The following is a 24,283-nucleotide window of genomic DNA, read 5'->3' on the forward strand; positions in this document are numbered from 1 at the left end:
GACCACGTGACACGCGTTCGGGCCGCCACCGCCGGCCGATGCCGCCCGGGCCACGACTGCTCACCCTGCCGTCGTCGCTCGTCGGCGCCCGCCTCAGCGCACCGAGGGCCGCCGTGCTCGGCCTCGTGGTCGTCGTGGCGGTGGCGGCTGCCGGGTTCGGCGTCCGCGTCGCCTGGGCACGGGCAGCCAGTGCACCGCAGGTGGTGGCTCCTGCCCAGCCGGGATCCGCCCTGGTCAGCCACTCCGCGGGTGGCAGCACGGCGTTCGCGTCCTCGGCGACGGCGTCGGGAGGTGGCGGGCCGCCTGCAGGGTCCACCGGGTCCACGGGGTCCGCAGCTGGCGGCGTCACGGTGCACGTGGTGGGTCAGGTCAAGAAGCCGGGGGTGTTCCGGCTGGCCGTCGGAGCGCGGGTGGCCGATGCGGTGGCGAAGGCGGGTGGGGCACTCAAGGGTGCAGACCTGGCGTCCGTCAACCTCGCTCGGGTGCTCGCTGACGGCGAGCAGGTCCGTATACCCAAGCCGGGCGAGGTGGTGGCTTCTGCACCGGGCGCGGGTGGGCCGGGAGCAGGCTCCGCCGGAGGAGGCGGCTCTGGCGGCGGTCCTGCTGCAGCCGGTGGCGTGGGCGGCAGGCTCGACCTCAACTCGGCCACTGCCGCCCAGCTCGAGGAGCTGCCCGGAGTGGGTCCGGTGCTGGCCCAGCGCATCGTCGACTGGCGCACCGAGCACGGACGCTTCGCCTCGGTCGACGAGCTGGGTGAGGTGAGCGGGATCGGGGAGAAGATCTTCGCCGAGCTGCAACCGAAGGTGAGCGTCTGATGCCACCCGACGCCGCGCTCACCTCTGCGACATCCGGCACGGTGGCACCCGACGGCCTGCCCGCCCCGGTCCTCGACCTGCGTCTGCTCCTGCCCGCCCTGGTCGCCTGGTCGGTGTCGGCCCTGACCTTAGGGCTGCGTCCGGTGCTCCTCGTGGGGCTCGCCGGCGTCTCGATGCTGGTGTCCGTCAGCGCACTCCTGGTCGGGCTTCGCGTGCACCGCCGCAGTCGTCCCGGATCGCAGCACCCGGGTGTGGTCGTTGCCCTGTCGGCGGGCACGGTCGCGCTGGCGCTGCTGGCCACGGCTGGGCACCAGGCCGTGCGGAGGGCAGGGCCGCTGGAGGACCTCGCGCACCGCCATGCAGCGGTCGTGGTGCGGGGCGTCGTCGCGAGCGACCCGGTGGTGCTGACCCAGGCCGGTCGCGACGGGGTCACCGTGCGCTTCAGGATGGAGGTGCACCAGGTCACCGCACGGGGCGCCACGGCCCGCGTGTCGACGCCCGTCCTGGTCGTCGGGGACGAGCGTTGGCGCTCGGTGGCCTGGCGGTCGGGCCTCGAGCTGCACGGCAAGCTCGTCGTGGCCGAACCCGGCGACGACGTCGTCGCGGTCGTGCACCCGTCAGGCAGCCCCGCCACGACCGCGCGGCCCGGGTGGGTCGCCCGAGGGGCCGAGCACCTGCGCGCCGGGTTGCGATCCGCCGCGTCACCACTGCCTGCGGACGCGCGAGGACTGTTGCCGGCCCTGGTGATCGGTGACACGAGCCGTACGCCACCTGAGCTCACCGAGGCCATGCTGGCGACGGGGATGACCCACCTGGCTGCGGTGTCCGGGAGCAACGTCGCCATCATCCTGGCGTTCGCGCTCGGGGGTGCTGGTCTGCTCGGCGTACGTCGCCGGTGGCGACCGGTCGTGGCTGTGGTCGTCCTCGCCGGGTTCGTGGTGCTGGCCCGACCCGAACCGAGCGTCATCAGGGCGGCGACGATGGGAGCCATCGGGCTCATCGGTCTGAGCCGGTCGCGGCGGGCGGCGGGGATCCCGGTGCTGTCGGCGGCTGTCGTCGTGCTGCTGGTCGTCGACCCGTGGCTGAGCCGCTCGTTCGGTTTCGCCCTCTCGACACTCGCCACCCTCGGGCTGCTGCTCTTCACGCGAAGCTGGGGCGAGGCGATCGGACGACGCCTGCCGGCGCGGATCCGTTCGTGGGGCCCGGCGTTCGCGATTCCCGTTGCAGCACAGGCGATGTGCGCGCCGGTGGTCGTGCTCCTGCAGGGGAGCGTCTCGGTGGTGGGCGTGCTGGCCAACCTGCTGGCAGCCCCCATGGTGGCTCCGGCCACGGTGTCAGGTGTCGCCGCGGCCGTGGTGGCTCCGGTGTGGCCGGGGGGCGCGACCGCTCTGTGCTGGGTCGGCGCGTTGCCAGCCCTGGGGATCGCCTGGGTGGCCCGGTCCTGTGCCACCCTGCCCGGTGGGACGCTGCCGTGGCCGGATGGTGCGCCTGGTGCCTTCCTGCTCACCGGTGTGACGGTGTTCGTCATCGTGTCCGGACGGTGGTGGGTGCACCGGGTGCGGGTGCGCCCCGTCGCCTCCTTGGCCGCCTGCGTGCTCGTCGTGGCGGCCGCCGCGCCCACCTCGTCCGCGACGTGGCCCGCACCCGGTTGGCGCTTCGTGGCCTGCGACGTGGGCCAGGGCGACGGCCTCGTCCTCGCGACGCAGCCCCGCCACGCCGTGCTGGTCGACGCAGGGCCTGACCCGGCAGCGATCAACGCCTGCCTTCGCCGCCTCCACATCGCGGTGCTGGACTCGGTGGTGCTCACCCACCTGCACGCCGACCACGTCGACGGCCTGCCGGGCGCCATCGCCGGACGCGAGGTGCGTGAGGTGCTCACCACCCCCGTCCACGAACCCGACTACCAGTGGGAGGAGGTGCAGCGGTGGGCAGGGGCTCGCGGCATACCCGTCCGTGCGGTGTCCGCCGGCGACCACCTCGCCTGGACCGGTGTGACGGCCGACGTCTGGTGGCCGCAGCGGCGCATCTCTAGCGGGTCGGTACCCAACAACGCCAGCGTCGTGCTGGCGGTGCGGTCGGGCCCGGTCGACCTGCTGCTGCTCGGCGACGTGGAGCACGAGGCGGCCCACGCGGTGCTGCTGGAGCTGCGGCGCGATCCCGCGATGGAGGCCGAGGCGGGACGGTTCGACGTCGTGAAGGTGGCTCACCACGGCTCGGGCAACCTCGACGAGGACCTGCTTGCCGAGGTTGCTGCGCCCGTCGCCGTCATCAGCGTCGGCAAGGACAACGACTACGGCCACCCGTCACCGAAGGCGCTGGAGGTGTTGCGCCGCAACGGGTATGCCGTGTTCCGCACCGACCAGCGTGGCGACGTGGCCGTCGTGTCGCAGGACCAGGACGTGGGGGTGACCTGGCGACGACGGTGAACGGCGATCAGCGCCTGTGAAGGAGGGTTGGCGGTGTCCGGTCGGTCAGTTGCTGGCGAGGACCCGGGGCGTGGCCTTGGCCGCTTCGCAGAGCGCCTCGATGGTGGCCTGGACTGCGGGCACCCGCTGGAGGTCGGCGGTGGTGACGACGCTGATCGTGCGCCGGGAGGCGGGCGTCATGGGGAGTGTCACGACGTCGTGGTGGTGGGCAGTGCGCAGGATCAGGTCGGGGATCAGCGCCACGCCCAGGCCCTCGGCGACCAGGCCCAGCACTGCCACGTAGTCCTCGGTCTCGAACCCCACGTGCGGCGAGAAGCCCTCGTTGGCGCACATCTGCAGGAGGTGGCCACGACAGCGGGGACAGCCGGCGATCCAGTTCTCCTGCGCCAGGGCGGAGAGCTCGAGGCTGTCGCGGTCGGCCAGCGGGTGCGAACGCGGGAGCGCGAGCCGCACCTCGTCGTCGAGCAGCTTGTGCGTCACGAAGAGGTCCATGTCCTCCTCGCCACGACCCACGTCGGTGCCCTCGTAGGCGAACGCGACTGCGAGGTCGCACTCGCCGGCCTTGAGTGCGGCGAGGGACTCCGGGGGCTCGGCTTCGGTGAAGGTGACCTGCACGTCGGGGAAACGCTGCTTGACCAGGGCCAGGGCGCGGGGGACGAGGGTGGCCGAGCTCGACGGGAACGCCATCAGCCGCACCCGTCCGGCGCGCAGGCCCGCGATGGCGGCGACCTCCTCCTCGGCTGCGTCGAGGGCGGAGAGGACGGCCACGGCGTGGCGCGCGAGGACCTGACCGGCCTCGGTGAGCCGGACGTTGCGGCCGACGCGCTCGACGAGGACGGTGCCGGTCCGCTGCTCGAGGCGACGCACCATCTGTGAGATGGCGGGCTGGGAGTAGCCCAGGGCCAGGGCGGCGCCGGTGAAGCTCCCCTCGTCGGAGATCGCCTTCATCACGCGGAGACCAGCAGCGTCGATCATGAGGCCAAGCATAACGGCCGGTTATCGCTGCACCTAGATCTTGCCGCAGCCGTGATGGATCCGCTGCGAACGAGACGCCCCGGGCTCGGTCGCCGGTGGGCGGCTCGCCGGGCCACCTGCGTGAGCCCCACGTAACCTGTGCTGGTGACCGACGTGACGCAGGCGCACCCTCCGCAGCCCGGGTACGCGCTCGACGGCACCACCAGCCCGGCCGTCCTCGGTGCCGTCGCCGACCTCATCGAACGCCGTCGTGTCCTGACGCTCACGGGCGCCGGCATCTCCACCGAGTCCGGCATCCCCGACTACCGCGGCCCCGACGGCAAGCGCCGGGTGACTCCGATGCAGTACGCCGAGTTCGTCCGCTCCTCCCAGGCCCGGCAGCGCTACTGGGCCCGAAGCTACGTCGGCTGGCAGCGCTTCAACCTGGCCCGGCCCAACACCGGACACGAGGCCGTCGCCGCCCTGCAGCGAGCCGGCGCGCTGGGTCCGGTCATCACCCAGAACGTCGACGGGCTCCACCAGTCCGCCGGTGCCTCCGACGTCACCGAGCTGCACGGCGCGCTCGCCCGCGTGGTCTGCCTGACGTGTGGCGACCGCTCGAGCCGGTGGGACCTCGACGAGCGGATGCGGCTCACCAACCCCACCTTCGAGGTGACCAGCAACGAGATCCGGCCCGACGGCGACATCGCCCTCAACGAGCTCGACGTCGCCGACTTCGTGGTGCCGCGCTGCCTCGTCTGCGGGCAGGACACCCTCAAGCCCGACGTGGTGTTCTTCGGCGAGTCAGTGCCGAAACCGTTGGTGGAACACTGTTTTCGCCTCACCGAGGAGGCCGAGGTGCTGCTCGTCCTGGGGTCGAGCCTCAAGGTCATGAGCGGCTACCGGTTCGTGCGGCGGGCAGCCGCCCGGGGCATCCCGGTCGTCATCATCACCCGGGGGGCGACCCGCGGCGACGGCGAGGCGACCCTGCAGCTCGACGCCCCGCTCGGTCCGACGCTCACCGAGCTGGTCAGGCTGCTGGCCGCCTAGCGACGAGGACGGCGTCGATCGCGTCACCGCCCTCCGTGTGCCGCACGAGCTCCTCGCAGCGCTCGACGTGCAGGTCCTCGGACGCGGCACGAAGTTCGTCGAGGGTGTGGAGGAGCGCCGGGTCCTGAGGACCACCGACGCCGTCGGTGAGGTTCCGCAAGGCATGACCGACGACGACGAGGGCGCCGCCCGGCGCGAGCCAGCGCCGGCACCGACCGAGGACGTCCTCGGGCAGGTGGAGGTAGGCGACCAGCACCAGGTCGTAGAGAACGCCCGGCGACGGTTGCCACGAACGCGCGTCCGCGACCGCCCAGTCGACGGCGAGCCCGCGTCGGGTCGCCTCGGACTCGCCCTTGCCGAGCCCCACCGCGGAGAAGTCGACCGCCGTCACCCGCCAGCCCAGCGATGCCAGCCAGATGGCGTGCCGCCCCTCACCGGCCCCGAGGTCCAGGGCTCGACCCGGCGGCCAGGGGGAGACGATCCGCTCGACCTCCGCGTTGGGGCCGGCGCTCCACACCCGGTCGCTGGCTGCATACCGCTCGTCCCACATCCGCTGCCGGTCCGTCATCCCCCTAGCATCGCCGATATGAGCCCGGCCGCCACCGCGATCACCGTCCGCGACGCCCTCGACACCGACGTGCCGGCGATGGCCGCGATCTACGACGAGCAGGCGCGCACCACGGTGGCGACGTTCGACACCGAACCGCGGGGCGCGGCATACCTGGGGGAGAAGGTCGCTGGCGCGGGGGAGTGCGATCTCGTCCTCGTCGCGACGCGTGACGACGAGGTGCTCGGCTACGCCTTCTCCGGGCCGTTCCGCCCTCGCCCCGCGTACGACGGGACCAAGGAGGTGTCGGTCTACCTCGCGGAGGGCGCGCGTGGCCTGGGCGTCGCGTCGCAGCTGTACTGCGCGCTGCTCGGCCGGCTCGACGCGCACCCCGGCGTGCACACCCAGGTCGCGGTCATCGCGCTGCCCAACGACGCGAGCATCGCGCTGCACCGCCGGTTCGGGTTCGAGCAGGTGGGGGTGCTGCGCGAGGTGGGGCACAAGTTCGGCCGCTACGTGGACACCGCCTGGTACCAGCGCCTGCTGCCTGACGAGGGCGCCGCGCACACCGTGTCGGGGACCAGCGGCGAGGGCTGACGAAGGTCCACCTCGCCTCGGCCGAACGACCACTGGCGTGTCGCGGCGGGCCTTGGCACGCTCGTAGCAACCGAGCACACAGGGAGGCCGGTATGGGAGCTGCCGGAACAGGGCCGTTCGAGAACGACGACGCGCTCGACTTCCTCGACACCCTCGAGGAGGCCGGACCCGACGAGCGCCGCGCCCAGGTGGAGCGAGCCATGGGGCGCGTGGTGCGGTCGGACGGCTACATCGAGGCGCCGGAGATGGCCGAGGCCATCGCGGCCGCGGTCGTCGTAGCCGCCTGCGACGACCCGGAGAGCGTCGTCGCCGAGCGCTACGTGCCGCGTTGGGTGGAGGAGGAGCCGCTTGAGGTCGACGAGCGCCTCGAGGACCTCGCCACCGCGGCGCTGCACCGGGCGCTGCGGCCCGACGACAACGAGTGGTGGGAGCTGTGGGACGAGGCCCGCGCCACCGACGACATCACCCAGCGCCTGAGCAGGTACCTCGAGACGCTGGGCGACTGACGCTGCTCAGACGCGGCGCAGGACCGCGGTGACCTTGCCCAGGATGGTGGCGTGGTCGCCGTCGATGGGCTCGAACGCCGCGTTGTGCGGCATGAGCCAGACCTTGCCGTCCTTGCGCTTGAACGTCTTGACGGTCGCCTCGTTGTCGAGCATGGCAGCCACGATGTCGCCGTTGTCGGCTGTCGGTTGCTGCCGCACGACGACCCAGTCGCCGTCGCAGATCGCCGCGTCGATCATCGACTCGCCGACGACCTGGAGCAGGAACAGCTGGCCTTCGCCGACGATCTGGCGGGGGAGCGGGAAGACGTCCTCGACGGTCTCCTCGGCGAGGATCGGCACGCCGGCAGCGATGCGTCCGAGCACGGGGACGTAGGAGGCCTCCGGTCGCTGGTCGCCGATCCCGGTCTCGTCGTAGACGGCCGTCTCGTCGTCGACGCTCGCGCCGCCGCGGTAGCCGCGCATGTCGGCGGGGGAGTCGGGGGAGACGACCTCGATGGCGCGCGGGCGGTTGGGGTCGCGGCGCAGGAACCCCTTGCGCTCGAGGGTCGAGAGCTGGTGGGCCACCGAGCTCGGGGAGGTGAGCCCGACGGCCTCGCCGATCTCGCGCAGGCTCGGCGGGTAGCCGCGCCGGTCCACCGAGTTGCGGATGACCTCGAGGACCCGGCGCTGGCGGACGGTGAGCCCGTCGCCGTGGTCGCGGTCGGGGAGCTCCTTGACGTTGTCCTCGCTCATGCCGGTTCCTCGTTTCCGCAGGTCAGGTGCCGTGAGCCGGTCCTCCAGGGGTGGTCCGGCGACGGTGGTACGGGTGCGTTGTCAGTGGCCTCTGATGTGCTTGAGGCATGAACACAGCGTATGGCGTTCGAACGCCTGTGCCAAACATGTGTTCGACGCGTGTCTTGCCGCATTCGAACACGCGTGCTAGAAATCAGTCCAGAGGAAGTTCGCACACCCGTTCGAACGACCGCCAGACCCTGACCACCACGGAGGACCAGATGAGTGCAGCAGTCGCTTGGGACGTCGCCCCCGCACCTTTGCGGATGCCGACGCGACCGACCCGTCCGCAGCTCGTCTCCGTGCCCACGGGCGAGGACGTCGTCATCCGCCCCGCGGCGCCGGTGCACCTCACCCGCGCAGGTCGCCTCGCCATCACCCTGACGGTCCTCGTGGCCGCGGTGGTGCTCGCGACCACCCTGCTGTCCGGCGGGGCGTCGGCGACGGTCGTCGACCACGCCACGACCGTGCAGTCGGGCCAGACGCTCTCCGAGGTCGCGGCCACGCAGCTGCCGCAGCTGCCGCTGGCCGACGCCGTCGCCCGCATCCAGGTCGCCAACGACCTGGCGGGCTCGGACGTCCACGCCGGCCAGACGCTGCTCATCCCCGCCGTCGGCTGACGCGGCACGGGCTCACCGGGGGTGAGCCGGCCAGGGCCCTCAGAGAACCTGCTTGTCCTTGATGTGGGTCCAGTAGAGCGGGCTCGACGTGCCGGCCTTGTCGACGGCCACCTGGTCCACGAGCGTCGTGGGCTGCACGGTCCCGCCGACCTGGTCCCAGGAGTAGACGTAGTGGGCGATGCCGCCCTTCATCAGGTAGACCTTCTTGGTCGTGTACCCGCGCACGTAGGACCCGTCCACCGGCCGGAACGACAGGTGGTTGTAGCGGGTGGCGCTCCCGGCCTTGTCGATCGCGTACTGGTCGACCGTCATCGAGGTCCGCTTGCCGCCCACGTTGTCCCAGTCGGTGACGATGACCGGCGCCCCACCGGCGACCTTGTAGACCTCACCGCGCTGGCCGCCCCGGATGAGGGTGCCCTCGGTGGGTCGTGACCGCAGGTGGTTCCAGTGGCCGCCCATCCCCGCCTTGTCGATGGCGTACTGGTCGACCTTGGTGGTTGCCTGCGTCCCCCCGAACGCCGCCCACGTGTAGACGTAGACCGGCGCTCCACCGATGACGCGGTAGACCTCGTTGCGCTGGGCGCCGCGGAGGAAGGTGCCCTCCGCCAGCCGCGCCGGCATCGACGCCAGAGTCGCGGAGGAGATGAGGTGGGTCGGCTGGGTGCCCCCGAGACCGGTCCACGTCGAGGTGTAGATCGGCGCAGAGCCGACGAGGCGGTAGACCTCGTTGGTCTCGCGCACGCGCAGGAACGAGCCAGACCTCGGAGGCTGGTAGGCCTGGTCCTTGAAGTGGATGAAGTTGCTGGGCCAGTTGCGGTCACCCTTGTAGACGCGCCAGCGCGAGGAGTAGCCGCCACCCCATGAGCTGTCGGAGATGGCGATGTAGGACGACGTCACCTCCTCGACGTAGCCGACGTGCCCGGCGCTCGGGGCGTAGGCGCTGCCGTAGTTCCACTGCGCGATGGAGCCGGTGCGCGGCGTCCTGTCGACGACGTAGCCGCGCGACTTGGCGCTGGTGGCCCACTGACCGCCGTTGCCCATCCCGCTCTGCTGCTTCACCCCGTTGCGCGCCAGCCGGTAGGCCACGTAGTTGACGCAGTTGTTGCCGGAGGAGTTCACGGGGTAGCCCCACACGGACTTCCCGGCGTACCCGCTGAACGAGATGCAGCCGGTCGAGTAGGCCTTGCACTCGCTCACCAGCCCGGCGGCCTGGGCCGTCCGGGGGGCGACGGCGACCAGGGCGGTCGCCACGAGCGTCAGGGCGAGCAGGCGGAGTACGGCGTGGCCGGCGGCGCGGTGGAGGCGTGAACGCATGACTTCCTGGGGGTGGGGGGCAGGAACGGCGCCGAGGGCGCAGGCTGCGGTCCCCGGGGGACGCGCAACCTGGAACAGGTTGGACGTCCGGTGTCCGCTTTGTCATGCAGATCCGGATAAGTCCAACCGTGTAATTCATCAACCGGTCAGGGCGAGGTCATGACCTGTTAAAAGCAGACAGCTCGCCACGGGTCCGCCGGGGCTCGGGCCAGGCGGTCGCGCTACCCCCGCCAGATGTGCGGGGTGTGGTGGTCCTCGAGGTAGCGCAGCTCCAGCTCGAGGAAGCCGGCCAGCCGCTGCGCCGCCAGGCGTACTGCTTCGCGGCCCCGGTCGTCGACGCTGAGCGCGAGCCGCACGTCCACCTCCACCTCGCCCCCGCGGACGGTGCGCTTCCACAGCCCGACGTTCTGCTGGTCGAGGACGACCCGGGCCCAGAACGGATCAGGGTGCTTGGCGAAGGGATGGTCGGGCGCCGTGGGGAAGTTCACCGTGGGGTAGGTGAGGACCGCCTCGTCGTAGACGGGAAAGAGGTAGGCCGCGGGCGCGGCAGGGCTGCGCCGTGGCACCACCGAGGGGTCGAACCAGTGCGGGGTGCCGTCGACGTCCTCGCAGGCGAGCTCGCCGCCGAGCTGGGCCAGGGCCTCCTTGGTGCCGGCGACGGTCAGCGACGACCACCGGGTGAAGTCCTTGATGGTCGCGGGCCCGTGGCTGGTGAAGAAGCGGCGCACCAGCTCGACCAGCGCCTCGTCCAAGTCGCGCGCACGGGTGGGCGGGACGACCTCGTCGACCAGGGCGTAGGAGTGGTGGACGCCCTTCTGCGGTCCGGAGCAGACCAGCCCCTGGAGCTCGGCGACGATGAGCAGGTGCCCGAGCTGCTGGCCGGGCTCGATGCTCGACCCACGCCCGACGAACGCCTCGCCGATCTCGGCCCGGGTCAGGTGGTTTCGTCCGGCGAGCAGCTCGGCCAGCAGCGACAGTCCCGAGTCGAGCCGGTGGGTGTCGTCGAGCCCGAGCTGGCGGTGTCGACCCGCCATCCCGGACAGCACGCGAGGCGAGGTGAGCGCCAGCACCCAGCGCAGGTCCTCGGGCGCCACGAAGTGCCACGTGGGCCGCAGGATGTGGGTGCGCAGGAAGGCGCCGCTGTCGTGCTCGCGACGCACGGCGGCATATGTGCTCCGCCGGGTGCGCAGGCCGAGGGAGAAGAAGGCGTGGTCGCGCTCCTGGCTCTGGACGCAGGTGAGCAGGCGGACGGCGTCGGCGGCGCGGGGCAGCGGCGCCGAGCTGAGGCGCTGGGTGGCCAGGCGCTGGGCGAGGACGCGCACGGAATCCATGCCCCGCATCCTCTCGAACTGCACCGACAGCAGGAGGACAATGTCGTGATGGAGCAGCACGCCACCGTCGACATCGCCGCCCCACCGGCCCGGGTGTGGGAGGTGATGACCGACGTCGAGCGCTGGCCGGAGTGGACCGCCTCGGTGCGGTGGGCGCGCCGGCTCGACGAGGGGCCGCTGCGCCCGGGCTCGAGCGCGAAGCTGAGCCAGCCCCGCATACCCACCTCCGACTGGGTGGTCACCGAGCTGGAGCCGGGCGCGTCGTTCACGTGGGTGATGCGCGGGCCGGCGATCCTCACCAAGGCCCGCCACGTCGTGGAGCCGCTGCCCGGCGGCGGCAGCCGGGTGACCCTGAGCATCGAGCCGCACGGATGGCTGGGGGAGCTGTTCGGGCGGGTGTACCGCGCGACGACCGACCGCTACCTCGCGATGGAGGCGGCGGGACTGAAGACCCGCAGCGAGGAGGCTCAGCGGGCGAGGTAGCCGCCGTCGATCGGGTAGTAGGTGCCGGTCGCGAACGATGCGCCGTCGCTGGCCAGCCAGGCGACGAGCTCGGCGACCTCCTCGGGCTCACCGATGCGCTGCAGCGCGTGCTGGGTCGCGAGGAAGTCCAGCGTCGGCTGGTCCAGGTGGGCGTCCAGCAGGGGAGTGCGGATGAAGCCCGGGCCCACCGCGTTGACGCGGATCTTGTCGGCGGCGTGCTCCCAGGCGGCGGCCTGCGTCATGCCGACGACGCCGTGCTTGGCGGCGGTGTAGGCGCTCGCGGTCGCGAAACCGACAGTGCCGAGGATCGAGGCCATGTTGATGATCGAGCCCCCGCGACCGCTGGCCTTCATGGCGCGGATCGCCGCGCGCTGGGTGTAGAAGACGCCGTCGAGGTTGATGCCGATGACCTTGTGCCAGGCCTCGTCGGTGTAGTCGCCGCTGGTGAGGGCGTCGCCGCCGATGCCGGCGTTGCAGACCGCGATGTCGACGTGGCCAAGGTGCTCGACCGCAGCGTCCATCGCCGCGTCGACCGCCGCGGAGTCGCTGACGTCGACCACGGCGCCGTGCGTCCGGCACTCGAACGCCTCGAGCTCCTTGAGCACCACGTCGATCGCGGCCTGGTCGAGGTCCCAGATCGAGACGTCCGCGCCGGAGCGCGCGAGGATGTGGGCGCAGGCGCGGCCGATGCCGGAGGCCCCGCCGGTGATGACGGCGACCCTGCCGCCGAGTCCGTAGCTGTTCATCTCTTCCTGCCTTTGTGTGTGCCTTCGTGGTGGCCCTGAGGGGTTCCCCGGGAAGGTCCCGCGGTCGTGCTCCCACTCTCGGGCGGCCGCCCACCGCCGGGTAGGGCCCAAGGGCCCGGTGCGGTACGGCGCAGGACCGGCCCGCATCAGCGGGACCGGTCCTGCGTGGTGGTCAGGGCGCGCGGTGGTCAGGGCTCTTGGGGTCGGTGCCCGTGGGGTCAGGGCTCGATGCGCGTGCCGGTGAACGTGCCCGTGGCGCTGAACAGCTGGGCGCCGGTCGCGTCGTACCCCGTGACCGCGAAGGTGCCGACGAGCTTGCCGCTGCGCAGGCGCCCACGCACCCGGATGCGTGCGCTGCCGGTATCCATGTTCGGGCCGACGTCGGTGCTGCCCCAGAACGTCGCCTTGAACCGGTCGCCGTCCATGGCCCACACACCGTTGCTGACCGAGCCGGCGGGACGGATGTCGTTGCTGACGATGATGCCGCCGGCGCCGATGCTGACGACGGTGATGCCGGGCTCCGGGTCGGCCGGTGGGTCGTTGGTGTGCTCGATCCACCAGGCGCCCAGGACGCCGCTGCTCGCGTCGGTCGCTGAGGCTGACGCGACCCCCGTCCCCGCGACCAGGACTCCACCTGCCGCCACCCCTGCCGCCGTGCGCACGAGCTGTCGACGGTCGATCCTTGCTGCTCCGCTCATGAGAACCTCCTCTGTTCCGGGTTCCCTGCGTCCTCGATCGTCCCGCCGGCGCGCCGGGGCCGGGTCACGCAGACGGCCTAGTCCTGTACGTCCAGCCCCCGACCTGCCCTTGTCCGACCCGGCGGTTACGGTGGGCGAGTGCTGGAAGCAGGGTTCTGGGGATTCGTCGGAGGAGTGGCTCTGCTGGTCGGCGCGGCAGCCGGGATCTGGCTGCCGACGTCCAAGCGCGTCATCGGCTGGGTCATGGCCGTCGGGTCCGGGGTGCTGGTCAGCGCCCTGACGTTCGAGCTGGCCGGCGAGGCCTACGACAAGGCCGGGGGAGTGTCGACCGTGCTCGGCCTGCTCGGCGGGTCGATCGTGTTCTTCCTCGGCGACTGGTGGATCGACAACCGTGGCGGCCACCGGCGCAAGAGCCCCAACGGTCCCCAGGCCGGCGCGGCCGGGACCGCGCTCGCGCTCGGCGCGCTGCTCGACGGCATACCGGAGAGTGCCGCGATCGGCGTCTCCACCATCGGCGGGGGAGGCGTGGGGGTGGCCGTGGTCGCCGCCGTGTTCCTCTCCAACATCCCCGAGGGCCTGTCCTCCTCGGCGGGTATGCGGTCCGCCGGGCACAGCGCGCGCTCGATCATGGGCTTGTGGCTGGGTGTCACTGCCGCGGCGACCGTGGCTGCGGCACTGGGTCGGGTCCTGCTCGACGGAGCGGACCCGTCCGTGGTGGCGACGATCCAGGCGTTCGCCGCCGGAGCCATCCTCACGATGCTGGCCGACACGATGGTCCCCGAGGCCGTGGAGCACGCCGGGCGGCTCGTCGGACTGCTCACCGTCGTCGGGTTCAGCGCGGCGTTCCTGCTCTCCATGGCCTGAGCTCCCGCCCGCTCCCGCACACCCGCGCCGCGCGCCCCCGCTGTCCACAAGATGTGGGTGCGCGGAGGTCGTCCCGCACCAGATATGGTCGGCTCTCGAGTCACTCCAGCCACACCTGTACCACTTCGGGCGTGTCGGCGAGGTGCTTCGCAAGGCGCTGACCTGCGGCGATGCACACTCCACTACGGAGTTTGGAGGAGTTTCCGGGACTCGCTTGCGTCCTGGGTCACAGCGAGGCAGACTATCCCTACATCTAGTGGTTACACCGCTGTAGTTCGTCCACATGTAGTGCACAGGGCGAGGCTGGTTCTCCACACGTTGTCCCCAGCAGGTCCACAGTCTCGTCCCCAGCTTCATCCCTGGACGGCGGGGCAACGCCCCCTCGGAAGGAGCGCCGCCATGCACTGTCCGTTCTGCCGGCACACCGACTCCAGGGTCATGGACTCGCGCACGACCGACGACGGCAGCTCCATCCGCCGGCGTCGCCAGTGCCCGGAGTGCGGCCGCCGTTTCACCACGATCGAGACGGCCAGCCTCACGGTCACCAAGCGCTCCGGCGCGAGCGAGCCGTTCAGCCGGGGCAAGGTCCTCGCCGGCGTCCGCAAGGCCTGCCAGGGCCGCCCGGTCACCGAGGACGACCTCGCCCTCCTCGCCCAGCGCGTCGAGGAGTGCATCCGCCAGCAGGGGCAGGCCGAGGTCGAGGCCCACGAGGTGGGCCTGGCGATCCTCGGGCCGCTGCGCGAGCTCGACGAGGTCGCCTACCTGCGGTTCGCGAGCGTCTACCAGGCGTTCGAGTCGCTCGAGGACTTCGAGTCCGCGATCACCCTGCTGCGCGCCGAGCGCGAGGCCACCGGCACCGAGCCGGACTCACGCAGCACCGCCGGTATGCCGCCGGGCTGAGCCCGCGCCGTACGGCACCACCGCACCATCCCGGCACTGTCAGTGCCACCACCCAGAATTGACACCAGAGCATCACCAGGGGCTAGGGAGGCCACCAGACATGACTGAAACCGCAGGCGCACGTGCAGGTGCCCGCAAGAACGCCGGCAAGGGCGCATCCGGCGTCACCGTCGAGCGCATCTACACCACTCCTGGTGTGCACCCCTATGACGAGGTGACCTGGGAGAAGCGCGACGTCGTCCAGCAGAACTGGAAGACCGGCGAGACGATCTTCGAGCAGCGCGGTGTCGAGTTCCCCGACTTCTGGTCGGTCAACGCCTCCACCATCGTCACCACCAAGTACTTCCGCGGCGCCGTCGGCACCGAGGCGCGCGAGCAGGGCCTCAAGCAGCTCATCGACCGCGTCGTGCTGACCTACGTCAAGGCCGGCAAGGACCACGGCTACTTCGCCACGGCCGAGGACGCCGAGATCTTCGAGCACGAGCTGACCTACGCCCTGCTGCACCAGGTGTTCAGCTTCAACTCCCCGGTCTGGTTCAACGTCGGCACCAAGAGCCCGCAGCAGGTCAGCGCCTGCTTCATCCTCGCCGTCGACGACTCGATGGACTCGATCCTCAACTGGTACAAGGAGGAGGGGAAGATCTTCCAGGGCGGCTCCGGCGCCGGCCTCAACCTCTCCCGCATCCGCTCCTCCAAGGAGCTGCTGTCCTCCGGTGGCACCGCCAGCGGCCCGGTCTCCTTCATGCGTGGCGCCGACGCGTCCGCGGGGACGATCAAGTCCGGTGGCGCGACCCGTCGTGCGGCCAAGATGGTCGTGCTCGACGTCGACCACCCCGACATCATGGAGTTCGTCGAGACCAAGGCGCGCGAGGAGGACAAGATCCGCGCGCTGCGTGACGCAGGGTTCGACATGGACCTCGGCGGCAAGGACATCACCTCCGTCCAGTACCAGAACGCGAACAACTCGGTCCGTGTCTCGGACGAGTTCATGAAGGCCGTCGAGGCCGGCACCGACTTCGGGCTGCGCTCGCGCACCACCGGTGAGGTCATCGAGAAGGTCGACGCGCGTGAGCTGTTCCGCAAGCTCGCGGAGGCCGCGTGGGAGTGCGCCGACCCGGGCATCCAGTACGACGACGTGATCAACGACTGGCACACCAACCCCGAGAGTGGCCGCATCACCGCGTCCAACCCGTGCTCGGAGTACATGTCGCTCGACAACTCCTCGTGCAACCTGGCCTCGCTCAACCTGCTCAAGTTCCTCAAGGACGACGACACGTTCGACGCGGTCACGTTCCAGAAGGTCGCCGAGCTCGTCATCACCGCGATGGACATCTCCATCTGCTTCGCCGACTTCCCGACCGAGGCCATCGGCGACACCACGCGCGACTACCGCCAGCTCGGCATCGGCTACGCCAACCTCGGCGCGCTGCTCATGGCGACCGGCCACGGCTACGACTCCGAGGGTGGGCGCTCGCTCGCCGCGGCGATCACCTCGCTGCTCACGGGTGCCGCCTACAAGCGCTCGGCCGAGATGGCCGGGGTCGTCGGTGCCTACGCCGGCTACGCCCGCAACGCCGACGCCCACAAGCGCGTCATGCGCAAGCACCAGAGCGCCAACGACGCGATCCGTCCGCTCGACTCGATGGACACCTCGATCCACCGTGCGGCCACCAAGGCCTGGGACGACGTCGTCAAGCTCGGCGAGAAGAACGGCTACCGCAACGCGCAGGCCTCGGTGCTCGCGCCGACCGGCACCATCGGCTTCATGATGGACTGCGACACCACCGGCATCGAGCCCGACTTCTCCCTGGTGAAGTTCAAGAAGCTCGTCGGTGGCGGGTCGATGCAGATCGTCAACCTCACCATCCCGCGTGCGCTGAAGAAGCTCGGCTACACCGGCGAGACCATCGAGGCGATCGTCGAGTACATCGCCGACAAGGGCCACGTCATCGACGCCCCCGGCCTCAAGCCGGAGCACTACGAGGTGTTCGACACCGCGATGGGTGCGCGCTCGATCTCGGCGATGGGCCACGTGCGCATGATGGCCGCGGTCCAGCCGTTCCTGTCCGGCGCGATCTCCAAGACGGTCAACCTGCCCGAGACGGCCACGGTCGAGGAGATCGAGGACGTCCACATGCAGGGCTGGAAGCTCGGCCTCAAGGCGATCGCGGTCTACCGCGACAACTGCAAGGTCGGCCAGCCGCTGTCCGACGGTGGTTCCACCGCGAAGGACGCTGCTGCTGACAAGGCGACGGCTGCGGCCGAGGCCAAGGTCGAGAAGGTCATCGAGTACCGCCCGGTGCGCAAGCGCCTGCCGAAGCGTCGTACCTCGCAGACCACGTCGTTCGCCGTGGGTGGCGCCGAGGGCTACCTCACCGCCGGCACCTACGAGTCGGGCGACCTGGGCGAGATCTTCCTCAAGTTCGGCAAGCAGGGCTCGACCCTGGCCGGCGTGATGGACGCCTTCTCGATCGCGGTCAGCATCGGCCTGCAGTACGGAGTGCCGCTGGAGACCTTCGTGGAGAAGTTCACCAACCTGCGGTTCGAGCCTGCTGGTCTCACGGACGACCCCGACGTGCGGATGGCGCAGTCGATCATGGACTACGTGTTCCGTCGCCTGGCGCTGGACCACATGGACTTCGACACCCGTTCGTTCATGGGCATCCACACCGCCGAGGAGCGCGCCCGCCAGCTCGAAACCGGCTCCTACGCCGCGATCGAGGCGGACAACGAGTCCGACGAGGAGCTCGAGGACGAGCTGGAGAACTTCAGCCAGTCCGCCCCGGTCTCCAAGCCGGCCGCCTCCACGGCTTCGACCAAGGCTGAGGCTGCCCCATCGGCCGCGGCCGAGGTGAAGTCCGGCGCCGGTGCCGCTTCGGCTCGGGAGATCTCGGTCGACGTGCACTCGTCCGCGGAGCTGATGGAGAAGTTCCAGGGCATCTCCGCTGACGCCCCGATGTGCATGACCTGCGGGACCAAAATGCGCCCCGCCGGCTCCTGCTACGTCTGCGAGGGCTGCGGCAGCACCAGCGGCTGCAGCTGATCTAGCCAGTGGGACGACGGTGGGCCCGGAGCGAATCTCGCTCCGGGCCCACCGTCGCTGCTCTCATGACAAGCGGACCCAACCGGCTGCCGATTGGGGCCAGCGACCACCGCGAGTCTGATTCACTGTGTCCATGGACGCGCTGGAGTTGGGGCAGCGCATCGTGGCGATTCTCGAGACTGGCCGGCGGACGGCAACGTATAAGTTCGCGCTGCTCATGTCGCTTGTCGACTATTGCGTCGAGAACTTGCCAGCTGAGGACGTGCCGCTCAGCGTGCCTCTTGAGGAGTTGGGCGAACGCGTTATCGCCCTCTACTGGCGACAGGTCCTCCCGTTGGCCGGAATCGGAGAGCTCAAGCAGTCTTCCCAGCCTCGGGTCCGCATCCTTGCTGCAGTCAGCCGGCTTCGTGAGTCCGCTTACCAGGCGAGGACCACGTCCCTCGATGTTGCCCGAGAACGCGTGCCCAATGACTACCGCAGAGCCGTAACCAACGTTGTGTTGACCCTGGTCCGCCAGCCACTCGCCCGCCTTCAACACTTACCTGGGCGGGAGCCGGGCCAGACGTTTCTCTATGACGACTCCTGGATGGGGGAAGGCGTCAACCAGAGCAAGATCGACCGGCACGGCGCAGTCGTCACGCTCTATCCAGGGGTTGCAACGAACCTCGCCAGACTGTCGGGTCTCCTGCGCCCGACGCTTGAGCTTCTGTGGGTTGAGGACGTCGTCCGACTGAACGCGAGCCTGCGGAACGAGCGCATCGACGTCGCTTCCCACCTCTTCGGTCAAGAACGCGTGGGACTCGCAAGAGTGCGCGCGGCCTACTTCGATGAGTTCGGCGCTAGCTGCTTCTACTGTGGTGCCAAGCTGGACGGTGCCAGCCCGATTGACCACCTACTGCCATGGTCGCGGGTGGGGCTCGATGGCTTAGCAAACCTCGTGCCGGCTTGCCGACCGTGCAACTCCTCTAAGTCGAGCGCCCTCCCCGTTCATAGGCACGTCACTCGGGCGCTTGACCGCGACATCGCACAGCTAGCACGGATCGGCGCTGAAATCGGTTGGCCGGTTCAGCGGGAACGCACGGTTGGCGCCGCCCGCGGCCTCTATCTATCCGCGCCCCAGGGCACACCACTTTGGGAGTCGCGGAGCGGATACTCCGTAGTGGACCTCAGGTGGGCTGAAACGCCGTGGTTGATGGAACCGGTCAGTCACAGATGAAACGCGCAGAAGCGCCCTTGTGCTACGGGGACCAAAGGCAGGAGATGGGCACCTCAGTCGATTGGGTCGCATGCCTTCGGGCAGGACAACGCTTCCGAGGACTCGCTCTCGTTGACAGAGGATCCCGCGCGTTCGCGAGGTTAGGCGCGGGTGAAGCCGTCTGGCCCCACTCTCGGCCCTCACGGGCTCCCGGCGGCGAGAGTCCGGCGCGGAGCTACGCCACAACGCTGGCCACAGCGAAGTCGGCCGCTGGCATGGGTGTGCGAAGCCGCCAGGTGATTGCGATCGGCCGCTCGCCACGGTGCTCGACGTAGTCCGCCTCACCGAGGCACAGGTACGGCGCTCCCGAACCAAACTCGCTGACCTTGTTGGCCCTCGTGAACAGGAGCACATGGCTTCCTTGCTCGCGGTGGTTGAGGTAGCGCTGACCCGTCCTGGATGCCACCGTCGTTCCTGACTGCGACTCCCAGTGGAAGAGCTCAGCGTTGATCGCATAGTCCTGGTACATGGTCGTGGGGGAGTAGTCAGCCTCAGACTTGTGCAAGGTGACCAGGAATGCGTCGGCGTTTGCGGCCGGCGCGAACAGCACACCTTCGCGGAAGCTGTTGGGCTTGCGACCCTCGATGGACACGTAATCGAGCGCGGCGACCAGTTCCTCGCGGCTGTAGCGAGCATGAACCCGAAGCGGCCGAAGACCGAGCTCGCCGCCCAAACGCGAACTGAGCCTCTCTGCCCCAGCAAGGCCGAGAGCCACCACCTGGCGCAGGTCGTCGCGCGCAGCTGGTTCCGCTGCGAGCGACGCCAGGCCCGCTTCATAGGAGTCGAAACCTCCGCCGTCGGGCCAAAGGGAGAAGAAGAGCATGCGTCCGAACGCCTGGAGAGCGGGGTCGGCCTCGGCATAGCGAGGTGCGTCGTCACCCAACCACGCGAGATAGGCCGTAGCGCGGTCCGGATCATCGACGTGGGCGAACGCACGAACCCGTTTGAGAATCCCGTCCTCTCGGGGTCCCGGGGCGGCCAACGACAGTCCTGCGTCCCGGCGCAGACGCGACCACGACCGGTCTCCGCGGACAACATCTGCAAGGTCGACACCTGAATCGCCAAGGAAGGTGCCGAGGTCGTCTGTCGGGTGGGCCCGAAGCTCTGACGCGATGCTGGCCCACCGCTTCGCCACCTGGCTTCGGACGTTCTCAAGCACCAGTTCCTGACTTTGGCGGTCCAGTACGATCTGGGTCCCAGCAGGCAGGAATGGGAAGTCGTGCTCGATGTCGCGGACTAGCTCTGCGCGAGTGCTGCCCGTCATGGCACGGAACCGCTGGTCGAAGCGGAACTCCTTACGGTGGTGGCCGACAAAGTCGAGGGCGGTCAAGACTGCCTTGTTCTTGGCGCGACGCAGACCCCGACCAAGCTGTTGGAGGAAGACGGTTGAGCTTTCGGTCGGACGAAGGAAGAGCACCGTGTTGATGGCGGGCACGTCCACGCCTTCGTTGAAGACGTCCACCGTGAAGATCGCTTGAATCTCCCCTGTCCGCAGCCGGACGATGGCGGCGTCGCGGTCGTCTGACCGCGTGTCACCCAGGACCGCAGCGGCACGAATTCCCGCCTCGTTGAAGACCCGAGTCATGTAGTGCGCGTGATCACGTGAGACGCAGAAGCCGAGCGCCTTCATGGCGGACACGTCAGCGACCTTGTCTTGCACGGCGGTGAGGACGATGCGGGCTCGGGCGTCGTTGCCCGTGAACAGTGTCGAAAGCTCCGATGGGTCGTAGGCGCCCGACTTCCAGTCGACTCGGGTGAGATCCACACCATCTGCGATGGCGAAATAGTGGAAGGGCGTGAGGAGGTCGGCCTTCAGCGCATCCCACAGCCTGAGCTCGGCTGCCACCCTCCCGTCGAAGAAGGTTCGCACGTCGAGCCCATCGCCGCGCTCGGGGGTTGCCGTGAGGCCGAGCAGCTCGCGAGGGTTCAGATGGTCGAGGATGCGTCGATAGGTGCTGGCCTGCGCGTGGTGAAACTCGTCGACCACGACGATCTGGAACGAGCCAGGAGGGATGGTGCGGACGTCGTAGGCGGTGAGCGACTGCACTGAGGCGAAGACGTGTTCCCATCGCTCAGGTCGTGTGCCGCCGACGTACAGTTCGCCAAAGTCGGCATCGTTGAGCACCTCGCGATAGGTACGCAAGGACTGTTCGAGGATTTCGCGACGGTGAGCGACGAAGAGCAGGCGTGGACGCGTAGGGGCTGCCTCGGCAAGACGTCGGTAGTCCAGCGCCGCAATGACCGTCTTGCCCGTGCCCGTCGCTGCGACGACCAGGTTTCGATGGCGCCCGTGGAGAGCGCGCTCGACCTCGAGCTGGTCCAGCATCTCCTGTTGATAGGGATAGGGACGTACTTCGAGCCCTGACAACGTGAGCGTCACGCGATCGTGAGCCTTGGTGCCCCTGGCTTCGGCGAGTGCGTCATCCAGACGGTCACCGTCGGTGTCCGGGTGATAGCTCTCGAAGGTGGGATCGTTCCAGTAGCTGTCGAAAGTGGCGCTGAACTTCTGCAGGAGGGCAGGAGTCGCCACCGCCGACAGCCGAACATTCCACTCGACCCCGTCGAGCATCGCGGCACGCGAGAGGTTGCTGCTGCCGACGTACGCCGTGTCAAACCCCGTGTTGCGGCGGAAGAGCCACGCCTTCGCGTGCAGGCGAGTCCGTTGCGCGTCGTATTGAACCTTCACGTCGGCACCGAAATTGCGGACCAACCGATCAAGTGCCTGCCGTTCAGTCGCTCCCATGTACGTCGTCGTGATGACGCGCAGCGACACCCCGCGCTCGTGCAGGGCCACGAGCCGATCCTCGAACAGCCGTAACCCGTACCACTTGACGAAAGCCATGATCACGTCGACCTGGTCGGCGCTAGCGAGCTCGGCTCGGATCTCATGACCCATCCCGGGCTCGCCCTGGGCGTTCGTCAGGAGGGCAGCATCGGACAGGGGCGTGGAGGGCCGTTCCGAGAACTGCCGAGCGGGGTTTCCCGGACGTGCCACGTGCGCGACTGACAGCAGCTGGCTCGCAGCGGTGACGTGATCGCGTGGCGACTTAACGCGGGCGACCAGATCATTGACCAGTGCGAGCCGCTTCTCGGAGCTTCGTTCGCTTCTTAGCGTCCGAAGAACCACGTCACGGACGTGCCGCGCCAGGATCTCAGGTGCATCGGCGTCGTCGACCAGCCCGCTGTCTGCTGTCACGCTGCGCGCGGCGGCGAGCTGTGCCGCGAGTTCGGCCGTGATCAGTCGCTCGTACAGCCCCTCCAACAAGCTGTCGTCCGTCCCAGTCACGCGATGCAGCTTGCCAGGTCAAGGCGAGCGCTGGTGCCGATTCGGACAAACGTTGCGTAAGCGTGCGGGCTACGGCGCGGACGCGTCAGCTAACCAAGGTGCGCAGGAACTTCTGCGTCTCAGCGTCGGTGGAATAGAGGGTGACCCCGCGCATGCCCCGCGTCAGAAGCACCTTGTAGACGTTGCGCACGAGGCGTTCAAAGTCGGCGTCACTGACCTTCGCTGGGTTCTTGAAGTCCGGATCTCTGTTGGCGCTACGAATGGCGACCCAGCGGTCCTCACGCCACACGAGGTCCGGGCCAATGATGACGCCCGAGTAGTCGTACTCGAATCCTTGAGCGGTGTAGACGCAGCCCACTTGACCGAAGCCGGCCGGGTCGGTGGCCCAGAGCGCAGCGGCAGGAGCCCCACCCACCGAACGGTCGCCCTTGAGGTTCCATGGTTTGGCCCAGTCGCCCACCTGCACATCGGAAACGAGCGTGCCGTCGGGCCGCGGGTCGCTCCACGGCCAGCAATAGCCAGCGGCGATCCGCGTCGAGTAGCCGCCCTCGAGTTTGGTGGACAGGTAGGCCTCCATTTCGTAGGGAGAGTCAACCACCTCGACGTCGAAGTGAGGGTCACCGGTCCACTCCATAGGGCCGCCAGGCTCCAGGCCTAGAAGTCGCTTGGCCCAAAGCACATACTCTTCAGAACCGCCGCAACGGAACTGCGCGTCCAGGTCGATCTTCACGATGTCAATGCCGCGGTTGGCGGCATGTTTCTCAATATCCTCCACTGTGCCCTGCTCTCCGGGCCGCACGACCTGGAACTCGTCGAGCAGGAACACCGGAACGCGAGCGGCATCCAAGAGCTCTTCGACCTGTGGCTTTCCGGTGCGGTGTTCGGCCCGCGTCCACCGGGATGCCGAGGTCTCACGAATGCGATGGGCCTCGTCCAGGATCAGCGCGTCGAGGTCGTTGGGCTCCGAGGCGACGAACGAGTTGAAATACTGGAACATCTTCTGGACTCGGGGCGCGCGCTTGCCTGCGACCTTTCGCAGCGTCTGCGTAAAGGACCGCGAACCCGTGGCATGCAGCACCGAGCGGCCTTGGCGTGACAGCTCACCTAGTAGAGACAGGGCAATGACGCTCTTGCCGCTGCCTGGACCACCGGACACGATGACAGCCGTTTTGGTGTTGGCCCGACGTGCGCGCTCCACGGCGTGCAGAACGTAGTTGTAGGCGTCCCGCTGCTCATCGAGCAGCACGAACATCTCGCGATGCTGCACCTCGTCGGCCGCCACGGCCAGCAGTTGGCGCGATGGGGCGATACGACTGGAAAGCAGCTGGTCGGCATACGCTGCGCCGCTGACCCCCGGGGTAAACCGAGACTTGAGGAATGCCTGGAACTCGCCGCGCCGCTGTCCGCTGAAGACTGAGCCCAGCCGGTCAGCAGGTATGCGATAGAGGTCCTCGACGGCGGAGTCGGTGGCGTTGTGCAGGTATGCCGTCCCCGCGAGGGCCTCCGGCTGATCGGCCAGCACCGTTGTGAAGCCGAGCATGTAGTCGCAGTAGTCACGAACCTGCAGGGCTGGATGAGTCACGGGGCGACGGCCGTATTGCTCAATCTGGATGAGGCTGTCGCTGTCCTCGAATCGCTCTGCGTGACTCCATTGCTTGAGCTCGACCACCAGGTAGGAGGGCCCACCAGTCTGAGGATGCTGGCCGACGAGCACGACGTCGGCGCGCTTGCTGGTGAGCGGAAGCTGATACTCGAAGAGCATTTCCACCTCGTGGAGACCCGCAGCGACGAGGTCGGCGTGCAGTGCAGGCAGGCTGCGTTCCCACGAGCGGTACTCACCCGCGGAGGGCTTACGACCGGTGCGGTACGTCATCTGCTCAGCGAGAAGCGTGGCGAGTTGATTCTCGAGCGAGGAAAAGCCGGCAACCGATTGACGATACAGCGTCACAGAACAGAACCCCAGGCAGCACGAAGTGATCCGTGCGGGTGGGGGCTTGTCCTGAAGCGGAAGCCTGTCGGGCCGCAATTACGTCGGCGACTCTATCCCCGGGCAGTTGTCGTGTCCGGTTGTGGCGAC

General features: G+C 69.1%; 20 protein-coding genes. 11 read left to right on the plus strand and 9 right to left on the minus strand.

The genetic code is table 11. The features are described 5' to 3' along the window. Nucleotides 1-38 precede the first annotated feature (38 nt). The gene (locus ASG70_RS18950; protein WP_082590665.1) at nucleotides 39-815 is read left to right on the plus strand and encodes a helix-hairpin-helix domain-containing protein; all 777 of its coding nucleotides are present in this window, start codon (nucleotides 39-41) and stop codon (nucleotides 813-815) included. Next, the gene (locus tag ASG70_RS10475) at nucleotides 815-3,241 is read left to right on the plus strand and encodes a ComEC/Rec2 family competence protein (RefSeq protein WP_082590466.1); all 2,427 of its coding nucleotides are present in this window, start codon (nucleotides 815-817) and stop codon (nucleotides 3,239-3,241) included. The genes ASG70_RS18950 and ASG70_RS10475 overlap by 1 nt, the downstream gene beginning before the upstream one ends. Nucleotides 3,242-3,286: 45 nt before the next feature. On the opposite strand, the gene ASG70_RS10480 is transcribed toward ASG70_RS10475, so the two are convergent. Next, nucleotides 3,287-4,216: a LysR family transcriptional regulator gene (locus tag ASG70_RS10480; protein ID WP_056883734.1), complete on the minus strand. Its 930-nt coding sequence runs from the start codon at nucleotides 4,214-4,216 to the stop codon at nucleotides 3,287-3,289. 153 nt (nucleotides 4,217-4,369) lie between these two features. On the opposite strand from ASG70_RS10480, the gene ASG70_RS10485 reads away from it, so the two are divergent. Continuing rightward, the gene (locus ASG70_RS10485; protein ID WP_056884147.1) at nucleotides 4,370-5,245 is read left to right on the plus strand and encodes an NAD-dependent protein deacetylase; all 876 of its coding nucleotides are present in this window, start codon (nucleotides 4,370-4,372) and stop codon (nucleotides 5,243-5,245) included. Here ASG70_RS10485 and ASG70_RS10490 read toward each other — a convergent pair. Then, nucleotides 5,226-5,813, minus strand: coding sequence for a bifunctional 2-polyprenyl-6-hydroxyphenol methylase/3-demethylubiquinol 3-O-methyltransferase UbiG (locus ASG70_RS10490; protein ID WP_082590667.1), 588 nt, complete (start codon nucleotides 5,811-5,813; stop codon nucleotides 5,226-5,228). The genes ASG70_RS10485 and ASG70_RS10490 overlap by 20 nt on opposite strands. An 18-nt stretch (nucleotides 5,814-5,831) precedes the next feature. Here ASG70_RS10490 and ASG70_RS10495 point away from each other — a divergent pair, with 18 nt between their 5' ends. Both ASG70_RS10495 and ASG70_RS10500 read left to right on the plus strand, forming a co-directional pair. After that, entirely contained in the window at nucleotides 5,832-6,389 is a 558-nt protein-coding gene (locus ASG70_RS10495; protein WP_056883736.1) for a GNAT family N-acetyltransferase, read from the plus strand. A 92-nt stretch (nucleotides 6,390-6,481) separates the two neighbouring features. Beyond that, nucleotides 6,482-6,895, plus strand: a complete 414-nt coding sequence (locus ASG70_RS10500) for a DUF4259 domain-containing protein (RefSeq protein ID WP_056883737.1) — start codon at nucleotides 6,482-6,484, stop codon at nucleotides 6,893-6,895. Between the two features lie 6 nt (nucleotides 6,896-6,901). On the opposite strand, the gene lexA is transcribed toward ASG70_RS10500, so the two are convergent. After that, entirely contained in the window at nucleotides 6,902-7,627 is a 726-nt protein-coding gene (gene lexA / locus ASG70_RS10505; RefSeq protein ID WP_056883738.1) for a transcriptional repressor LexA, read from the minus strand. 260 nt (nucleotides 7,628-7,887) lie between these two features. Here lexA and ASG70_RS10510 point away from each other — a divergent pair, with 260 nt between their 5' ends. Continuing rightward, nucleotides 7,888-8,286 (plus strand): LysM peptidoglycan-binding domain-containing protein, encoded by a 399-nt coding sequence (locus ASG70_RS10510; protein WP_235531443.1) that lies wholly within the window; start codon nucleotides 7,888-7,890, stop codon nucleotides 8,284-8,286. Between the two features lie 39 nt (nucleotides 8,287-8,325). Here ASG70_RS10510 and ASG70_RS10515 read toward each other — a convergent pair whose 3' ends face one another. Together ASG70_RS10515 and ASG70_RS10520 are read right to left on the minus strand one after the other, a co-directional pair. Further along, complete coding sequence (locus tag ASG70_RS10515) at nucleotides 8,326-9,600, minus strand: CHAP domain-containing protein (protein ID WP_056883740.1); 1,275 nt, start codon at nucleotides 9,598-9,600, stop codon at nucleotides 8,326-8,328. A 221-nt stretch (nucleotides 9,601-9,821) separates the two neighbouring features. Beyond that, nucleotides 9,822-10,931, minus strand: coding sequence for a winged helix DNA-binding domain-containing protein (locus ASG70_RS10520; protein ID WP_162253902.1), 1,110 nt, complete (start codon nucleotides 10,929-10,931; stop codon nucleotides 9,822-9,824). 48 nt (nucleotides 10,932-10,979) lie between these two features. Between ASG70_RS10520 and ASG70_RS10525 the strand changes: the two genes are divergently transcribed. Next, nucleotides 10,980-11,414 (plus strand): SRPBCC family protein, encoded by a 435-nt coding sequence (locus tag ASG70_RS10525; protein WP_056883742.1) that lies wholly within the window; start codon nucleotides 10,980-10,982, stop codon nucleotides 11,412-11,414. On the opposite strand, the gene ASG70_RS10530 is transcribed toward ASG70_RS10525, so the two are convergent. Beyond that, nucleotides 11,399-12,160, minus strand: coding sequence for an SDR family NAD(P)-dependent oxidoreductase (locus ASG70_RS10530; RefSeq protein WP_056883743.1), 762 nt, complete (start codon nucleotides 12,158-12,160; stop codon nucleotides 11,399-11,401). The two genes, ASG70_RS10525 and ASG70_RS10530, sit on opposite strands and share 16 nt — an antisense overlap. A 218-nt stretch (nucleotides 12,161-12,378) precedes the next feature. Continuing rightward, nucleotides 12,379-12,858 carry a hypothetical protein gene (locus ASG70_RS10535; protein WP_156399927.1) on the minus strand — a complete coding sequence of 160 codons (480 nt, stop codon included), beginning with the start codon at nucleotides 12,856-12,858 and terminating at the stop codon, nucleotides 12,379-12,381. A gap of 138 nt (nucleotides 12,859-12,996) precedes the next feature. On the opposite strand from ASG70_RS10535, the gene ASG70_RS10540 reads away from it, so the two are divergent. The 4 genes from ASG70_RS10540 to ASG70_RS10555 all read left to right on the plus strand — a co-directional run bounded on the left by ASG70_RS10540 (nucleotide 12,997) and on the right by ASG70_RS10555 (nucleotide 18,881). Then, nucleotides 12,997-13,722 carry a ZIP family metal transporter gene (locus ASG70_RS10540; RefSeq protein ID WP_056883745.1) on the plus strand — a complete coding sequence of 242 codons (726 nt, stop codon included), beginning with the start codon at nucleotides 12,997-12,999 and terminating at the stop codon, nucleotides 13,720-13,722. Between the two features lie 399 nt (nucleotides 13,723-14,121). After that, nucleotides 14,122-14,622, plus strand: coding sequence for a transcriptional regulator NrdR (gene nrdR / locus ASG70_RS10545; protein ID WP_056883746.1), 501 nt, complete (start codon nucleotides 14,122-14,124; stop codon nucleotides 14,620-14,622). Nucleotides 14,623-14,722: 100 nt separating this feature from the next. Next, nucleotides 14,723-17,665 (plus strand): vitamin B12-dependent ribonucleotide reductase, encoded by a 2,943-nt coding sequence (locus ASG70_RS10550; RefSeq protein WP_056883747.1) that lies wholly within the window; start codon nucleotides 14,723-14,725, stop codon nucleotides 17,663-17,665. A 133-nt stretch (nucleotides 17,666-17,798) separates the two neighbouring features. Then, a complete protein-coding gene (locus ASG70_RS10555; protein WP_082590671.1) occupies nucleotides 17,799-18,881 on the plus strand; it encodes an HNH endonuclease in 1,083 nt (360 codons plus the stop codon). A gap of 214 nt (nucleotides 18,882-19,095) precedes the next feature. Here ASG70_RS10555 and ASG70_RS10560 read toward each other — a convergent pair whose 3' ends face one another. Beyond that, nucleotides 19,096-22,185, minus strand: a complete 3,090-nt coding sequence (locus ASG70_RS10560) for a DUF3427 domain-containing protein (RefSeq protein WP_056884148.1) — start codon at nucleotides 22,183-22,185, stop codon at nucleotides 19,096-19,098. A gap of 106 nt (nucleotides 22,186-22,291) precedes the next feature. Further along, nucleotides 22,292-24,154 carry a DUF2075 domain-containing protein gene (locus tag ASG70_RS10565; RefSeq protein ID WP_056883748.1) on the minus strand — a complete coding sequence of 621 codons (1,863 nt, stop codon included), beginning with the start codon at nucleotides 24,152-24,154 and terminating at the stop codon, nucleotides 22,292-22,294. Nucleotides 24,155-24,283: the final 129 nt, after the last annotated feature.

The organism is Phycicoccus sp. Soil748 (assembly GCF_001428025.1).
Lineage (GTDB): Bacteria > Actinomycetota > Actinomycetes > Actinomycetales > Dermatophilaceae > Pedococcus.

Excerpts from the sequence above, each read along its gene's own strand:
- ASG70_RS10535 (WP_156399927.1), bottom strand. The coding sequence starts at position 12,858 with ATGAGCGGAGCAGCAAGGATCGACCGTCGACAGCTCGTGCGCACGGCG.
- ASG70_RS10555 (WP_082590671.1), top strand. The coding sequence starts at position 17,799 with ATGGACGCGCTGGAGTTGGGGCAGCGCATCGTGGCGATTCTCGAGACT.
- ASG70_RS18950 (WP_082590665.1), top strand. The coding sequence starts at position 39 with ATGCCGCCCGGGCCACGACTGCTCACCCTGCCGTCGTCGCTCGTCGGC.
- ASG70_RS10490 (WP_082590667.1), bottom strand. The coding sequence starts at position 5,813 with ATGACGGACCGGCAGCGGATGTGGGACGAGCGGTATGCAGCCAGCGAC.
- lexA (WP_056883738.1), bottom strand. The coding sequence starts at position 7,627 with ATGAGCGAGGACAACGTCAAGGAGCTCCCCGACCGCGACCACGGCGAC.
- ASG70_RS10530 (WP_056883743.1), bottom strand. The coding sequence starts at position 12,160 with ATGAACAGCTACGGACTCGGCGGCAGGGTCGCCGTCATCACCGGCGGG.
- ASG70_RS10500 (WP_056883737.1), top strand. The coding sequence starts at position 6,482 with ATGGGAGCTGCCGGAACAGGGCCGTTCGAGAACGACGACGCGCTCGAC.
- ASG70_RS10515 (WP_056883740.1), bottom strand. The coding sequence starts at position 9,600 with ATGCGTTCACGCCTCCACCGCGCCGCCGGCCACGCCGTACTCCGCCTG.
- ASG70_RS10495 (WP_056883736.1), top strand. The coding sequence starts at position 5,832 with ATGAGCCCGGCCGCCACCGCGATCACCGTCCGCGACGCCCTCGACACC.
- ASG70_RS10525 (WP_056883742.1), top strand. The coding sequence starts at position 10,980 with ATGGAGCAGCACGCCACCGTCGACATCGCCGCCCCACCGGCCCGGGTG.
- ASG70_RS10480 (WP_056883734.1), bottom strand. The coding sequence starts at position 4,216 with ATGATCGACGCTGCTGGTCTCCGCGTGATGAAGGCGATCTCCGACGAG.
- ASG70_RS10520 (WP_162253902.1), bottom strand. The coding sequence starts at position 10,931 with ATGGATTCCGTGCGCGTCCTCGCCCAGCGCCTGGCCACCCAGCGCCTC.
- ASG70_RS10550 (WP_056883747.1), top strand. The coding sequence starts at position 14,723 with ATGACTGAAACCGCAGGCGCACGTGCAGGTGCCCGCAAGAACGCCGGC.
- nrdR (WP_056883746.1), top strand. The coding sequence starts at position 14,122 with ATGCACTGTCCGTTCTGCCGGCACACCGACTCCAGGGTCATGGACTCG.
- ASG70_RS10475 (WP_082590466.1), top strand. The coding sequence starts at position 815 with ATGCCACCCGACGCCGCGCTCACCTCTGCGACATCCGGCACGGTGGCA.
- ASG70_RS10510 (WP_235531443.1), top strand. The coding sequence starts at position 7,888 with ATGAGTGCAGCAGTCGCTTGGGACGTCGCCCCCGCACCTTTGCGGATG.